The sequence below is a fragment of the Sphingomonas sp. genome, assembly GCF_025362505.1.
Classification (GTDB): Bacteria; Pseudomonadota; Alphaproteobacteria; order Sphingomonadales; family Sphingomonadaceae; genus Sphingomicrobium.
The window spans coordinates 1-14,849 of sequence record NZ_JANYGG010000123.1; the positions used below are offsets into that span (position 1 = coordinate 1).

The 14,849-nt window shown below is 64.8% G+C and carries 18 protein-coding genes and 1 pseudogene; 1 reads left to right on the plus strand and 18 read right to left on the minus strand.

Annotation, left to right across the window (positions count from 1 at the left end; all coding sequences use genetic code 11):
• The 12 genes and pseudogenes from Q0R27_RS11855 to Q0R27_RS11910 all read right to left on the minus strand — a co-directional run.
• Positions 1-330 (minus strand): annotated as a pseudogene (locus Q0R27_RS11855) (NADH-quinone oxidoreductase subunit D); the annotation flags it as partial.
• 23 nt (positions 331-353) lie between these two features.
• The gene (locus tag Q0R27_RS11860; protein WP_293945037.1) at positions 354-1,139 is read right to left on the minus strand and encodes an NADH-quinone oxidoreductase subunit C; all 786 of its coding nucleotides are present in this window, start codon (positions 1,137-1,139) and stop codon (positions 354-356) included.
• A 2-nt stretch (positions 1,140-1,141) separates the two neighbouring features.
• Positions 1,142-1,633: an NADH-quinone oxidoreductase subunit B gene (locus Q0R27_RS11865; RefSeq protein WP_293945066.1), complete on the minus strand. Its 492-nt coding sequence runs from the start codon at positions 1,631-1,633 to the stop codon at positions 1,142-1,144.
• 80 nt (positions 1,634-1,713) lie between these two features.
• Positions 1,714-2,091: an NADH-quinone oxidoreductase subunit A gene (gene ndhC, locus Q0R27_RS11870; protein WP_293945039.1), complete on the minus strand. Its 378-nt coding sequence runs from the start codon at positions 2,089-2,091 to the stop codon at positions 1,714-1,716.
• A gap of 75 nt (positions 2,092-2,166) precedes the next feature.
• Positions 2,167-2,979: an inositol monophosphatase family protein gene (locus tag Q0R27_RS11875; RefSeq protein WP_293945041.1), complete on the minus strand. Its 813-nt coding sequence runs from the start codon at positions 2,977-2,979 to the stop codon at positions 2,167-2,169.
• 13 nt (positions 2,980-2,992) lie between these two features.
• Complete coding sequence (gene efp, locus Q0R27_RS11880; protein WP_293945043.1) at positions 2,993-3,556, minus strand: elongation factor P; 564 nt, start codon at positions 3,554-3,556, stop codon at positions 2,993-2,995.
• A gap of 79 nt (positions 3,557-3,635) precedes the next feature.
• Entirely contained in the window at positions 3,636-4,295 is a 660-nt protein-coding gene (locus Q0R27_RS11885; RefSeq protein ID WP_293945069.1) for a M23 family metallopeptidase, read from the minus strand.
• Complete coding sequence (locus Q0R27_RS11890; protein WP_293945045.1) at positions 4,295-5,467, minus strand: L,D-transpeptidase family protein; 1,173 nt, start codon at positions 5,465-5,467, stop codon at positions 4,295-4,297. The genes Q0R27_RS11885 and Q0R27_RS11890 overlap by 1 nt, the downstream gene beginning before the upstream one ends.
• Before the next feature lie 145 nt (positions 5,468-5,612).
• On the minus strand, positions 5,613-6,125 hold the full coding sequence (locus Q0R27_RS11895) for a pyridoxamine 5'-phosphate oxidase family protein (RefSeq protein ID WP_293945047.1): 513 nt from the start codon (positions 6,123-6,125) through the stop codon (positions 5,613-5,615).
• 125 nt (positions 6,126-6,250) lie between these two features.
• A complete protein-coding gene (locus Q0R27_RS11900) occupies positions 6,251-6,730 on the minus strand; it encodes a hypothetical protein (protein ID WP_293945048.1) in 480 nt (159 codons plus the stop codon).
• Positions 6,731-6,843: 113 nt separating this feature from the next.
• Positions 6,844-7,512: a thiamine phosphate synthase gene (gene thiE / locus Q0R27_RS11905; protein ID WP_293945050.1), complete on the minus strand. Its 669-nt coding sequence runs from the start codon at positions 7,510-7,512 to the stop codon at positions 6,844-6,846.
• A 64-nt stretch (positions 7,513-7,576) separates the two neighbouring features.
• A complete protein-coding gene (locus Q0R27_RS11910) occupies positions 7,577-8,455 on the minus strand; it encodes a fructose bisphosphate aldolase (RefSeq protein ID WP_293945071.1) in 879 nt (292 codons plus the stop codon).
• A gap of 148 nt (positions 8,456-8,603) precedes the next feature.
• Here Q0R27_RS11910 and Q0R27_RS11915 point away from each other — a divergent pair, with 148 nt between their 5' ends.
• Entirely contained in the window at positions 8,604-9,179 is a 576-nt protein-coding gene (locus tag Q0R27_RS11915; RefSeq protein WP_293945052.1) for a TlpA disulfide reductase family protein, read from the plus strand.
• Here Q0R27_RS11915 and Q0R27_RS11920 read toward each other — a convergent pair.
• From Q0R27_RS11920 to Q0R27_RS11945, 6 genes are all read right to left on the minus strand, one after another.
• Entirely contained in the window at positions 9,150-10,352 is a 1,203-nt protein-coding gene (locus Q0R27_RS11920; RefSeq protein WP_293945054.1) for a phosphoglycerate kinase, read from the minus strand. The two genes, Q0R27_RS11915 and Q0R27_RS11920, sit on opposite strands and share 30 nt — an antisense overlap.
• Positions 10,353-10,429: 77 nt before the next feature.
• Positions 10,430-11,584: a site-specific DNA-methyltransferase gene (locus Q0R27_RS11925; protein WP_293945057.1), complete on the minus strand. Its 1,155-nt coding sequence runs from the start codon at positions 11,582-11,584 to the stop codon at positions 10,430-10,432.
• 148 nt (positions 11,585-11,732) lie between these two features.
• Entirely contained in the window at positions 11,733-12,389 is a 657-nt protein-coding gene (locus Q0R27_RS11930) for a ribonuclease HII (protein ID WP_293945059.1), read from the minus strand.
• 10 nt (positions 12,390-12,399) lie between these two features.
• Positions 12,400-13,590 (minus strand): bifunctional hydroxymethylpyrimidine kinase/phosphomethylpyrimidine kinase, encoded by a 1,191-nt coding sequence (gene thiD / locus Q0R27_RS11935; RefSeq protein WP_293945061.1) that lies wholly within the window; start codon positions 13,588-13,590, stop codon positions 12,400-12,402.
• On the minus strand, positions 13,587-13,811 hold the full coding sequence (locus Q0R27_RS11940) for a DUF1272 domain-containing protein (RefSeq protein ID WP_293945063.1): 225 nt from the start codon (positions 13,809-13,811) through the stop codon (positions 13,587-13,589). Before Q0R27_RS11940 ends, thiD begins: the two co-directional genes overlap by 4 nt.
• A 482-nt stretch (positions 13,812-14,293) precedes the next feature.
• Positions 14,294-14,849, minus strand: a 556-nt coding sequence (locus Q0R27_RS11945; protein ID WP_293945065.1) for a DUF2306 domain-containing protein, incomplete at its 5' end; no start/stop codon positions are given.

Here is a 14,849-nt window from a genome sequence, read left to right on the forward strand (position 1 = left end):
GACGCGGATATATTGTGCGCGCAGCGGCACCTCGAGCCCCATCAGCTTCTCGATCGCCAGCACGAAGCTATGCTCCATGCACATCGGCGAGCAGTAATCGAGCCGGTCGAAGTAAGGCAGCGCCTGCGCGTAGGTCTTGTATTCGATCAATTTCTCGGTGCCGCGGTGGAGCAGGCCGATGTGCGGATCGACCCGCTCGACGATCTCGCCGTCCAATTCCATGATCAAGCGCAGGACGCCGTGGGCGGCGGGGTGCTGCGGCCCGAAATTGATCGTGTAATTCTGGACGACCTCGTCGCCGGGGGTGAGCTTGTCGCCCGCCTGGGGCAACGTGGTGATTTCGAGCGACTGGGTCACGATTTGGGCTTCCTCATCGCGCGCGACCTGGGCGCGGGCGCGGCATCGCTCTTTTTCACCGACTCGGCATTGGCCCCGGCACCAGCCCCGGTTTCCGACGGCTTCTCGGTCACCTTGGGCGAGGGCGGCGGCGGCACCGCGGGCACCGCATTGGTCGCTGTGGGAGCGGGCGCGGGGGTCGGCCCAGCCCCCTGTCCTTCGGCCTTCTCGTCCCCGGGGAGGCGATATTCGGGCCCCTCCCACGGCGTCAGGAAGTCGAAGGTGCGGAAATCCTGCGCCAGACTGACCGGCTCATAGACGACGCGCTTTTCGGCTTCGGAATAGCGCAGCTCGACATAACCGGTCAGCGGGAAGTCTTTGCGCTGCGGGTGGCCTTCGAAGCCATAGTCGGTGAGGATCCGTCGCAGGTCCGGATTGCCCGCGAAGATCACGCCATACATGTCGAACACTTCGCGCTCGAGCCAGCCGGCGACCGGCCACAGCGACGTCACGCTCGGCACCGGCGTGGTCTCGTCGGTCGTGACGTGGAGCCGCAGGCGGTGGTTCTTCGTCAGCGAAAGGAGGCAATAGACCACCTCGAACCGCTCGGCCCGCGTGGGGAAGTCGACCCCGGCGATCTCCATCAGCTGCTGATAGTCGTGCTCGTCGCGAAGGCTGGTCAGCACCGCGACGAGATCATCGCGCGCGACATCGAACGCCGTCTCGATCCCCGGTCGCGGGGTGATCGGAAGCGTTCCCCAGTCGCCCTGGGCCTCGGCATAGCGGGGTGCGTGGCTCGCCATGGCTAGCGCTCGATCGTCCCTTCGCGGCGAATCTTCCGCTGGAGCTGCATGATTCCGTATAGCAATGCCTCGGCGGTCGGTGGGCAGCCCGGCACATAGATGTCGACCGGCACGATCCGGTCGCACCCGCGCACCACCGAATAACTATAGTGATAATAGCCGCCGCCATTGGCGCAGCTGCCCATCGAGATGACATATTTCGGTTCGGGCATCTGGTCGTAGACCGTGCGCAGCGCCGGGGCCATCTTGTTGCACAGCGTGCCGGCAACGATCATCACGTCCGACTGGCGCGGGCTGGCGCGCGGGGCGACGCCAAATCTTTCAAGGTCATAGCGCGGCATATTCACATGGATCATCTCGACCGCGCAGCACGCCAGCCCGAACGTCATCCACCACAACGACCCGGTCCGCGCCCAGGTGGTGAGGTCGTCGAGGCTGGCGGTGAGAAATCCCGTGCTGTCCAGTTCGGCGCGCATCGCCTCGAACTTCGCCATGTCGGCGCTTCCGGGGACAAGCCCCGCCGCCCGCGCGAGCTGCTCCTCGGTCGGGTTGCGGTTCTCGGCCGGGGTCAGCATCACTCCCATTCGAGCGCGCCCTTCTTCCACGCATAGGCCAGGCCCAGCGCGAGTTCGGCAAGGAACACCATCATCGCAATCCACCCGGTCCAGCCGGTAAACTTCAGCGACACCGCCCACGGGAACAGGAACGCCGCTTCGAGGTCGAATACGATGAACAGGATCGCAACGAGGTAGAAGCGCACGTCGAACTGCGCCCGGCTGTCCTCGAACGCGGGGAAACCGCATTCATACTCGGCCAGCTTGGCCACGCTCGGCTTGTGCGTGCCGGTCAGCCGGCTGACCAGCATCGGCAGGAACACGAACGTCCCCGACAGCGCCAGCGCGACGCCGAGGAAGAGCAGGATCGGCAGGTAACCGAAGGCGACGCTGGCCACGCAAATACTCCCGGGGGCTCGATTCTGCGGCGGCTTTAGGACAGGGGACGGAGGGGGGCAACCACCGACTAACCGCTAGCGCAACGACCCCGCGAGGAGCTTGTGCAACTTGCTGTGCAAATCCCCGTTCGCCGCCAGATACTCACGCCGTTCGAACATCTTGGTCTGGCCGCGGTAATCGCTGATGTAGCCGCCCGCTTCTTTGACCAGCAGCACGCCCGCCGCCGAGTCCCAGATGTCGAGGTCTTCCTCCCAGAAGCCGTCCATCCGCCCCGCCGCGACCCATGCGAGGTCGAGCGCGGCCGAACCGAAGCGGCGGATCCCGGCGACCTCGGGAGCTATCGCGCCGAAAATCCGCGACCATTGCGCGACATTGCCGCGACCGAAGTGGGGGATGCCGGTGCCGATCATCGCCTCGTCGAGGTTGCGCCGGCCCGACACGCGCAGTCGTCGGTCCTGAAGCCACGCGCCGCGCCCCTTTTCGGCCCAGAAGCTCTCGTCGGTTAGCGGCTGGTGGACAAGGCCGTGGCTGATCTCGGGGGTGCCGTCGGGCTTCTTGTCCTCGACCGCGATCGAGATAGCGAAATGCGGCACGCCGTGGAGGAAATTGGTCGTGCCATCCAATGGATCGACGATCCACCGCGGCTTGTTGGGATCGCCCTCGACTACCCCGCCTTCCTCCAGCAGCATTCCCCAGTCGGGGCGCGCGCTGCGCAGTTCCTCGACGATGGTCTGCTCGGCGCGCTTGTCGGCCATCGAGACGAAGTCTCCCGGACCCTTCATGCTGACCTGAAGCTGCTCGACCTCGCCGAAATCGCGGCGCAGGCGCGGCGCAGCCTTGCGCGCGGCGCGCTGCATGACGGTGATCAGGCCCGAATGGCTTACCATGATTTCTTGGCCATCAATCGGCCCGGCGAACGTAGGTCTGCTCATATACATCGACGACGATTTTCGTCCCCGCGCCGATGTGCGGCGGGACCATCACGCGCACGCCGTTGTCGAGGATCGCCGGCTTGAAGCTCGACGACGCGGTCTGGCCCTTCACCACCGCGTCGGCCTCGACGATCATCGCCTCGATCGTGTCGGGCAGCTGGACCGAAATCGGGCGCTCGTCATACAGTTCGAGCACGACCTTCATGCCATCCTGGAGGAACGCCGCGGCGTCGCCCAGCAGGTCGCGGGGAAGGCTGATCTGCTCGTAATTGACCTCGTCCATGAAGGTCAGCTGGTCGCCCTCGGCGTACAGGAACACGAAGTCCTTGGTGTCGAGCCGGACGCGCTCGACCGTTTCGGCCGAACGGAAGCGGACGTTGTTCTTGCGGCCGTCGATGAGGTTCTTCATCTCGACCTGCATATAAGCCCCGCCCTTGCCCGGCTGGGTGTGCTGGATCTTGACCGCGCGCCAGATGCCGGTTTCATATTCAATGATATTGCCGGGACGAATGTCCACGCCGCTGATCTTCATGTGATCCGCCTATATGCCTGAAGGTGAAAAGAGCCCGTTTCGACCACTGCTGGTCAAAACAATCAAAAGCCCGGCTTCCCTAACGGGTCGCGGCTTTTCCGGCAAGCAGCGGGTAGGGATTGATCGGCGTGCCGTTCCACCACTTCTCGCCCGGCGCCATCTGGTTGATCACGAAATGGAGGTGCGGCCCGTCGGGGCTGGCGTCGCCGGAATGCCCGACCCGTCCGATCGGCGAACCGCGCTGCAGCTTCTGCCCCTCGGCGAGCCCCGGCGCATAAGCCGACAGGTGGGCATAGTAATACATCCACCTGCCATCCTCGGAGCGTTCGTACGCGGTGATCCCGCCAGCGCCGAGGCTGTAGTAGAGCTTCTCGATCGTCCCCGGCGCGGTCGCGAACACCGGCGTTCCTTCGGGCGCCATGATGTCGATCGCGTCGTGGCGCCGCGCCCCACCGGCGCGGGCGACGGTGAAGGTGTCGGTCAACTGGTTGGCCGTGATCCCCGCGACCGGGATCGCGAGGCCGGACGGCCCGACCACGACACTTTCGGCCACCGACAGCGACGCCGATCCCGCCGCCGACCGGACTGTCGTCGCGTCGCCCTTCCCCTCGACCTTGCCGTCGACCCGCGCGTCGCTGCCGCCCGCAGCTGGCGGCGCACCGCGCGAGATGCCGAACGCGAAGATCCAGAAGGCGCTGGTCAGGATCGCGGTCAGGACAACGGTGGCGAGGGTTTTCATCAAGCCGTGAATACCGCCTTGAACCCGGGTTTGAGCATCCGCGACAGACGCAGCACGTCCCAATTGCTCATCCGGATACAGCCGTGGCTCTCCGCCCGCCCGATTGTTTCCGGCGTCGGCGTGCCGTGAATCCCGTAATGCTTTTTCGTGAGGTCGAGCCACGCCAGCCCGACCGGACCGTTCGGCCCCGGCGGCAGGCGCTTGTCGTCGGCGGTCGGGTCCTTCGCGTCCCAGAACAGGTCGGGCTGGTAATGGAACGGCGGCAGGAAGGCGTAGGTCGTCGCCTTCCACAGCCCGAACGGCAGCGGGTCATGGCTCGACCCCATCGTCACTGGGAACTGGGCGATCACCTGACCCTGACCGAGGTCGGTTGGCAGTTTGTACTTTGCCCCCTTGCCGCCGTCCCTGGTGAGCGGTCCGGCGGGCGCGGCGCCCTTCATCACGCGCAGCACGCCTTCCTGCTTGCTGACGATGACATAATCACCCTGCACCGTCCCGCTGTCGACGTTGAGCTTCGCCATCCACGACGCGATATCGGCCTTTACCCCGCCATAGTTGCGATTGGCCGCGACGACATTCGGCAGGCGCAGCGTCTGTCCCGCCCCGATCTTCGCGTCGGGGCCATTGAGGGCGACGAGTGTGTCGGGAGTCGTGTGAAACTCCTCGGCCAGTTGCTCGAGCATGTTGCGATAGCCAAGGAACGGCAGCTTGGCCTGCTCCTCGGGCTTCTTGGGCAGCGGCATCACGAACGGCCCGGAAACCTGGTCGGGGGACAGCGTGACCATGATCGTCGACGGCCGGTTCTGCGCCAGCAATGCCTGCCGCGTGGCCGGATCGAGCAGGCCGGAGTCGGGCAGGTTGTGCGCTTGCTGGAAGCCGCTGACCGACTTGGCGAACACCATCCCCTTCTTGCCGTCGATTACTCCCGAAGGGAAACCGGCAATGTCGAGCAGCACCTGCGCATGAAAGATGGAGCCGTCGATCGGCGACCCTTTGGTACCAGGCGCGACCCACGGCTTGCCCTGCGACGCCGCGCCGGTCGCGGCGCGGTCGGCAGCGGACGGGGCGGTAGCCGGGACGGTCCTGGCGGCTGGCGCCTGTGCCAACGCGAGCGCGGCCACGCTTAGTCCGGCAAGGCCGAGGGTCGAACGAAGCAAGGTCTTGGGGATCACGCAACTTCTCCTACGGGAACGGTACTGGACGGATGAACGATGCACCGCCACTTTCTATCCCCGGCGGCAACGATCTCTGGTCCCGCGGTATCTGGTTGAAGCTGAAACGCGATTTGGGGCGACGGATCATCCGCCGCCAGTGAACTCAACCTGGATGTTTCAAATGCGAGCCATATCCCCAGTCGTCAGCCCGGGTGGCTTTCATCTCCGCGACTCCACTTGGCCCCATCGTTAGTTGGTCGGCGTGACCGAACCCCTTCGAATAGTCGAGAATGGTGATGATCGCGGGGTAAGCCCGCATCACGGCAGAATGCGTATCATCGGGCATTTGAACGCGCTTCAATCCGGGATGGCGGTCAGTCAGAAGCTCGATTGCTCGACTACGTTGCTTGGGATCGCGGACTTCCGATACATGCGCGGCGATCGACAAGGCCTTGATCGTCGCGGGATCGTGAAAGTCGGCACCGATGGCGATCGAAACCCGGTCATCCCGGCTAATGTTCTCGAACTTCTGGCTGGCTCGTGAAATCATGAAATAAATCAGGACATCCTCGTTCGCGTAACCGACGAGCGTTGTCTGGGGCCACCCGTCCGGTCTGACCGTAGCGACCGCCATGACGCGGTTCTGCTCGAGGATTGCGACTGCCTTGTCCTTCATCGCTGCTCTCCCTTCATCGCTGTTCTCCCTTCATCGCGAGCGGCACCCTGTTCCTCGAACTCGCCAGCTACGCGCGGCGCTAAAACGTCTGAGCCGTCGCTCATTCGCTCGCGCCGCGCGGCGCCTTACATCTTGTCGAACACCATCGTCACGTTTCGCGGAGCACTGCCGGTCAGTGCGTAGCGACGCAGCGTGAGGCGCTTGCCGTCGGCCGACAGATCGCTCACCGCCGAGCCCGAGGGCTTGCCGTGGAACGTTACCTTCGCCTTGATCTGGCGCGACGTAACCAGCGTCAGGACAATGCGATCGCCGACCGGACTGCCCATCATCGGATAGGCTTTCCCGTCGACACTGCCGGCATAGCTGATGTGCGTCGCCTTGCCCGCCGAGGTCATTCCCTTGCCGTCGAGCGTGATCTTCTTGCCATCGACGGCGTAGGTCCGCGTTTCGGACCATTTCCCGGGGTGCGCGCCGAGTTTCGACTTGGCGACATTGAGTTTCCACGTGCCGCTCCAGTCGGCTGACGGCGCTTGATCCTTTGCCGACGCACCGACCGGCGCCAGCAGCACCATGGCGGCGACAAATCCAACGATATGCTTGTTCATGGCTTTCTCTCCTGAATAAGGACAGGCCGCCTCCGAGGTACGCCCGGCGATGACGAACGAGTGTGCGCCCATCGCTGTCGAAGCGCAATCGAGCCGCGCAAATGCGGTCGCGATTAACCCTTGAGCACGTCAGCAAACGCGGCGACTGCCTTGCCCGGATCCTCCGCGCCGAAGACCCCCTGACACACCGCGATGAAGTCCGCTCCAGCCGCGATCAGGGGCGCGGCGTTGGCCGGGGTGATCCCGCCGATCGCGACGCACGGCACTTCGAACAGCGCCGACCACCACGACAGGATCGCCGGTTCGGGGCGATAGTGGCTCGGCTTGGTGGTCGTCTCATAGAAGGCACCGAACGCGACATAGTCGGCGCCGGCCTCGCCCGCGTCCATCGCGAGATGGCGGCTGTCGTGGCAGGTGCGTCCGATCTGCACCGCGGGGCCGAGCAGCGCGCGCGCCTCGCGAATGTCGCCGTCCGACTGGCCGAGGTGGACCCCGTCGGCGCCGAGCCGCTTGGCCAGTCTCATGCTGTCGTTGACGATGAACGCGACGTCGTGATCGGCGCAGATCCGCTGCAGCGGTTCGGCCAGAAGGGCGAGTTCATGCTCGCCGACATTCTTGACCCGAAGCTGGAAAGCCGCGACCGAGCCACCGCCGAACGCCGCCTTGAGCCGGTCGGGGAATACGCCGCCCACCTCCTGCGGGGAGATCAGGTACAGTTCGCACGCCCGCGTCCGCGTCGGCGGCGCGAAGGCAGTGAGGTCGGCTTCATCTTCGGTCATCATGCGGGCGGCTTTAGCGGGGTGCGGGGCGCACTCCAACTCCCCTCCCTTGGAGGGAGTGGAGGAACTACTCCTTCACCACCGACGCCTGATGAATCGCGTCGATCGCCCCGCCAAGCGATGCATTGAACTCGTCATCGCTCATCCGGTCGCGCAAATCGGACAGCAGCGCGCGCGAGAAGCTGGCGATCATGCCCCTGTTCTTCGCCAGTTCGCGGCACGCGTCGGCGCGGCTGTACCCGCCCGACAAGGCGACGACGCGCAGCACTCGGGGATGATCGACCAGCGGATCGAACAGCCCCGCATTCGACGGGATGGTTAGTTTCAGTATCACTCGCTGACCCTCGGGCACCGCATCCAGCGCCTGCAATATTTCGTCGCGCAAAATACGGTCGCACTCGGCACGCTCAGGGCTCAGGATCGACACTTCGGGCTCGATCATCGGCATCAGCCCGTGCGCGTTGATCTTCGCCGCGACCTCAAACTGCTGCCCGACGATTGCCTCGATCCCCGCGGGGTCGGCGCGCTCGATCACCGAACGCATCTTGGTCCCGAAAATGCCCTTTGCCTTCGCCCGCTCGAGCAGCGCGTCGAGTCCCGGGATCGGCTTCATCAGCTTAACGCCCTGCGCCTCAATCTCGAGCCCCTTGTCGACCTTGAGGAACGGCACGACGCCCCGCTCCCACAGCAGCTCGGGCACCGGCTTGCCGCCCGCTTCCCCGTCCATCGTCCGTTCGAACAGGATCGCGCCGATGACCTTCTCGCCGGTGAAACAGGGCGAGGTCATCACTCGCTCGCGCATCGCGTGGATCAGCGCAAACATCTCCTCGTCGGTCGAGAAACGGTCCTCGCCGATGCCATAGCCCTTGAGCGCTCCCGGCGTGGACCCGCCGCTCTGGTCAAGCGCGGCGATGAAGCCGTCGCCGTTGCGGATCTGCTCGAGCATGCGGAAACGGTTGGCATCAGTCATGACAGTCATTGAGGGCCCTTGCACTGGCACAGCATCCGTGTGCGAATAGCATCTAGCGACCGTCTCGCGGGGGCGCAACGAGCTGTTCGCCTAAAGCCTTGACGAACGACAAGGCTGAATCCAAGTGTTGAAAAACGGAGGGATTGTCATGCGTAGATTGTTCACGCCGTTATTCTTGGCGCTCTTGTCAATCGCGCAACCGGCATTGGCCAAGGTCAGCCTGGGCAAGCCCGCGCCCGACGCTACACTCAATCTCGTCAACGGACAGAAGGTCACCCTGTCCTCGTTGCGAGGTCAGGTCGTGGTGCTCAACTTCTGGGCCACCTGGTGCGTGCCGTGTCGGAAGGAACTTCCGATGCTCGACGCTTATTATCGTGTCCAGCGGGCATATGGCCTTCGCGTCTTTGCAATCACCACGGAAGACAGCGTTCCCCTGTCGGCTTTGACCAACGTATTCAAGGCGATGGCGATTGATCCGGTCAGGCGTGTACGGGGTCCTTATGAAGCGGCCAACGCCGTTCCGACCAACATTATCATCGATCGCGCTGGCGTGGTCCGCTATTTCAAGGCCGGCGCATTCGACCTCGATGATCTCAATACGCTGCTCGTACCACTTCTGCGCGAACCCATCCCGGCAACTGTCGCCACCCGCGGGAACGAGGGGCAGGCGCTAGCGCTGGAGCGCGGCAACTCCCGGTAAAGTCTTGCCTTCCATCCATTCCAGGAAAGCCCCGCCGGCGGTCGAAACAAAGGTGAACTCGGGAACCACGCCCGCCATGTTGAGCGCCGCGACCGTGTCCCCGCCGCCCGCCACCGACACCAGGCTACCGCCTTCCGTCAGCGCCGCGGCGGTCTTCGCCAGCGCCACCGTGGCGGCATCGAACGGCGGCGTCTCGAACGCGCCGAGCGGGCCGTTCCAAACCAGCGTCCGGCACGTCTTGAGCACATCCGACAGCGCCTCGACCGCCGCCGGGCCGATATCGAGGATCATCTCGTCGGGCGCGACTTCGTGGACATTGACGGTGCGCAGGCTCGGCGGATTGGCGGCGAACTCCTTCGCCACAACCACGTCATAGGGCAGATGGATAGTGCAGTTGGCGGCCTCGGCATTGGCGAAGATCGCCTCGACCTCGCCGACCAGGTCATGCTCGCACAGCGACTTGCCGACCGCGACCCCGCGCGCCGCGAGGAAGGTGTTCGCCATCCCGCCGCCGATGATGAGGTGATCGACTTTGCCGACGAGGTTGCCAAGCACCGCCAGCTTGGTCGAAACCTTCGCCCCGCCGACCACCGCCGCGACGGGGCGCTCGGGGTTGCCCAGCGCTTTCTCCAGTGCGGTCAGTTCGGCCTCCATCGCCCGCCCCGCGAACGACGGAAGCAGGTGCGCCACGCCCTCGGTCGAGGCATGGGCGCGGTGCGCGGCGGAAAAAGCATCGTCGATATAATAATCGCCGAGCGCCGCCATCCCGCGCGCCAGTTCGGGGTCGTTCGTCTCCTCGCCCAGGTGGAAGCGGGTGTTCTCGAGCATCCCGATCGATCCCGCGGTCATCGTCGTGATCGCGCGTTCCGCCTCAGGCCCCTGGCAATCCTCGATAAAACGCACCGGACGGCCGGTCAGCTCGCTCAACGGGCGGACGAGCAGCGCGAGGCTCATGTCGGGGCGGACCTGACCCTTCGGTCGGCCGAAATGCGACAGCAGCAGCACGATCGCGCGCTTGTCGCTGAGTTCGGCGATGGTCGGCACCGCAGCGCGCAGCCGCGTATCGTCGCTGATCGCGCCATCCTGCATCGGCACGTTGAAGTCGACCCGGACCAGCACCCGCTTGCCGGTGAGGTCGTCGGGAAGGTCGTCGAGGGTCTTGAACGCTGCCATGATGTCGCCCGCCGATTGAGGATGGCGAGCGACTAGCGGTGGCTGCTCATCACGACAAGCTCATCAGGACAAGCTCATCAGGACACGGCGGCGAGGTGCTCCTGGCGAAGCGTGTCGATCTCGACGTGGTTGCCGCCCCGCTCGATCTGCCAGAAGGTCCAGCCGTTGCACGACGGCGTTTCCTGCAGCCCCGCGCCGACCTTGTGGATCGACCCCAGCTTGCCGTCGCACTCGATCGACCCGTCGGCGCGCACCACCGCGGTCCAGCGCCGTTTCGCGTCGGTCAGCAGCGTGCCCGGCGCGATCAGCCCGCTTTCGACCAGCACCCCGAACGCGACGCGTGGCGCGGTGCGCTTGTCGGCCATCACCGTCATCGCGCTTTCGTCGAGCGGCAGGGTCGCTGCGATGCGCCGCCGCGCGACCTCGACATAGGCGCTCTCGCGCTCGATCCCGATCCATCGCCGACCGAGCCTGCGAGCCACTGCACCGGTCGTTCCAGTACCGAAGAAAGGGTCGAGAACGACGTCGCCCGGTTTAGTGCACGCTAGAAGAATCCGGTACAGCAGCGCCTCGGGTTTCTGCGTCGGATGCGCCTTGTGGCCGTCATCCCCCTTCTCGCGCTCGGCTCCCGAGCAGATCGGGAACAGCCAGTCCGACCGCATCTGGATGTCATCATTAAGCGATTTCATCGTCGTATAGTTGAACGTGTACCGAGCCCCCTCCCCCTTCGAGCACCAGATCAGCGTCTCGTGGGCGTTCGTGAAGCGGGTGCCGCGGAAGTTGGGCATCGGGTTGGTCTTGCGCCACACCACGTCGTTCAGAATCCAGAAGTCGGCGTCCTGCAGCAGCGATCCGACGCGGAAGATGTTGTGATAGCTGCCGATGACCCAGATAGTCCCGTCGTCCTTGAGGATGCGGCGCGCTTCGGCCAGCCACTCGCGGGTGAAGTCATCATAGGCGGCGAGGCTGTCGAACTTGTCCCACGCGTCGTCGACCGCATGGACCCGCCCGCCCTCTGGCCGGAACAGGTCGCCGCCGAGCTGGAGATTGTAGGGCGGATCGGCGAAGATCATGTCGACCGACTTGTCGGGAAGGCCGGCCATCGCGGTGATGCAATCCGCCTGAATAACGCTGTCGAGCGGCAGCGGGCGCGGCGCCAGTTTCAGCTGCGGCCGTTTGGTGCCGGGCCGCGAACGGCCCTGCTTCTCCGCGAGTGGAACGATCAGATTCATGGCGAGCCCCCTGTTCGCCCGCACGGTGAGTCACGCGCGACTCGCGGTCAAGCAGGACGAGCTTTCCCGCATTTGGAATCATGGCGGAACGGAACGAGTCCGTCCTGGGCTCCACACCATATGTTGAGTCTCGGCGACGGGGACGGACTCAACCGGTGGTGGTGTGGCCCAAAGGACTCGCCAGATCCATTTCATGCTGGCGGCCCATCGCGAGCCGCTCGCGAACGAGGTTGAAGCTGCGCCGGTGGAGCGGCGTGCACCCGAGTTCGACCAACGCGCGGCGGTGATGGAGGGTCGGATAGCCGCGGTTGGTCTCCCAGCCATAGCCCGGGTAGGTGCGAGAATGGTCGAGCATGATCCGGTCGCGCGTGACCTTGGCGACGATCGAGGCGGCGGCGATCGAGCGGCACTTGGTGTCGCCGGCGACGATCGCCGTGGCGGCGGTGCGTTCCCAGCGCGGCAGGCGGTTGCCGTCGACCAGCACATAGGCCGGTTCAAAGCCGAGCGCCTCGACCGCGCGCTGCATGGCCAGCATCCGCGCCCAGAAGATATTGAGCGTATCGATCTCCTCGACCGAGGCGATCCCGACCCCGATCCGCGCGACCTTCTCCAGCCGACCTAAAATTGCCTCGCGCGTGGCTAGGTCGAGTTTCTTCGAATCGTCGATCCCGCGCGGGAAGTACTCGCGGTCGAGCACCACCGCCGCCGCGACAACCGGCCCGGCGAGCGGCGCGCAGCCAGCCTCGTCGACTCCGGCCAGCGGCTGGGCAAACTCACGTTCTATCCTGAAACACGGCCGGGCCATCGTCGCGAACCTATTCCGCTGTTGCGGCCGGCGCCACCGATTCGATCAGCCGCCACGGTGGATATCGCCGCGCCTCGCCGCCCTTGTAGAGGAACACCGTATTGCCCGCCGGATCGCGCAGCCGTGCCTCGCGCCACATCCACGGCTGATCGCGCGGACCATGTTCGAACGCCGTTCCCGCCCGCGCCAGCCGCTCGACCCGCTGGTCGAGGTCGTCGCACTCGAAATAAACCGCAGTCGATTCCGAAATCACCTCCTCGGGGTCGATCTGGATCGAGAAGGTCGCCCCGCCGGCGCTCTCGAAGCGGGCGTAGTGATTTTCGGGCGCATCGACGATCTGCCGCAGTCCGAGCGCGCGGTAGAAGGCGGTCATCGCGGCATAATCCTTGCCGGTCACCGTTACCTGGTTGAGCCGCGGACCGGCGCCGCAATCGAGCCGCACACCCTGCTGCCCAAGCGGACCCGGTCCCTGCCCCAGCCCCGGCGCCTCGTGCAGCGCCATCCGCACGAACAGCCGCGCCCGCTCGACCGCCCGCGCCAGGCTCTCGCCGCAGGCCAAGTGAAACGCGATCGCGCTGGCGAGCGTGCAACCCGTGCCGTGGGTGCTGGTCGTGTCGATCCGCTGACCCTGCCAGCTGGTGAGGTTATCCTCCTCGATCAGCGCGTCGGCGAGCGCGTCGCCTTCCTCGTGCCCGCCCTTCACCAGCACTGCACAGCGATGCTGCGAGACAAGCGACAGTGCACCTGCGATCGGGTCGTCGTCGCCGGTCAGCCGCTTCAGCTCGGGCAGGTTCGGCGTGGTCAGCGTCGCGCGGTCCATCAGCCGGCCGAATGCGGCGATGGTCGCATCATCGGCCAGCGCCGCGCCGCTCGTCGCAATCATCACCGGGTCGAACACGATCGGCACGTCGATCCCCTCGAGCCGCAGGGCGACCTGCTCGGCGGTGAAGGCACTGCCGATCATCCCCAATTTGATCGCATCGACCCCGATGTCGCCGACCACCGCGTCGATCTGCGCCAGCACCATCTCGGTCGGCACGGGATGGACCGCGCTTACGCCGAGCGTGTTCTGCGCAGTGATGGCGGTGATCGCGGTCATCGCGTGGCCGCCAAGCATGGTGATCGTCTTGATATCCGCCTGGATCCCCGCGCCCCCGCCCGAATCCGAACCGGCGATGACGAGGATGCGCGGGGTTTTCACGACGCGAATTTCCGCGTCGTCGACGCGGGATGATTCGCCAGATTGCCCTTCGACCGCGGCGGCCGATCGGCAAGCTCGCCGCCGCAATTGGGGCAACGATCATCAAGCGCCTCGGCACATGCCGCGCAGAAGGTGCATTCGAACGAACAGATAAACGCCCCCGCAGCCGAGGCGGGCAGGTCGGTGCCGCAGCGTTCACAATCGGGGCGCATTTCGAGCATGGCGCGGGTCTAGGAGGGATCGCGGCGGAGCGAAAGTGGGGCGTTGAATCGAAGGCGGCGGCGGGTGGAAGGTCAGTCTAAAGTCAGCCTCTCGGCACTTGCTTGCGGGGTTGCCCGGGACCCGCGAATGTTCCGAATGTTCACGGTGACGTAGGTTAAGTTTCGACGGGTTTCGGGAAACAAGAAAGAGCGTAAGCGAACGACTCGCGATGGGAAGTTGTCTCACAGTAAGGGTGCTGTAGGACAGCAAAATCGACGGAGCGACGGGAGGTCAGCTGCTGGATAGCGCCAGCGGATTGAGCTGCCCGGAAGCCTGCTAGGGACCTCCTACCAAGTTATAGTGTGCAGAAGGTTACGGATCCTGCGCAAAGCCACCGCAGGGTGCGTGGCCGAGCGCGGGTGACGAGGGCGGAAAGGATCGTCGGCTTTCAAGCGCGGCCGGCGACGAATTGAAGTTTAGGAGAAGAAATCATCAAGGAAATTCAAAGGCGCGCATACCAGAGGCAGAACGCCTCGAACCCCGGGTTTTGCGCGACCGGGGTCGCGGTGACATGCATGATCAGGTAATAGGCCAGCATCAACGGGAATGGCCAGCGCACCCGGTCAAGCCGCCATTCGGCAACAATCAGCGCCGCGACGATGACCTCCATGCTGATAAGCGACGCATAGAGCGCAGTGGCAAAATCGGGCACTAACGATGGGGCGATCAGCATCGTCGCGCGCTCATTCGCAGCCTCCATCGGAATGATCGCAGTGCAGGCCATGAGCCGCATGTGCATGCCAATATCGCGTCGCCGGGCGTACCAGATGGCGAGGCCGAGAAAAATGACGAACAGCGCGATTCCGGTCAGATCAATATAGGCAAATTTGATGAGCCGAAGCTGAAAATTGTCGATGGTTCTCAAGATCATGATCTGGATAACAATCAAGCCGCTGACCGCGACAACCAACGCTAACGCAATCGACGCATAGCCGATGGAGCGATGGAGCTTTCGCGACCGCCTAGCAATCAACCACGCCTGCAAGATCGGCAACGCC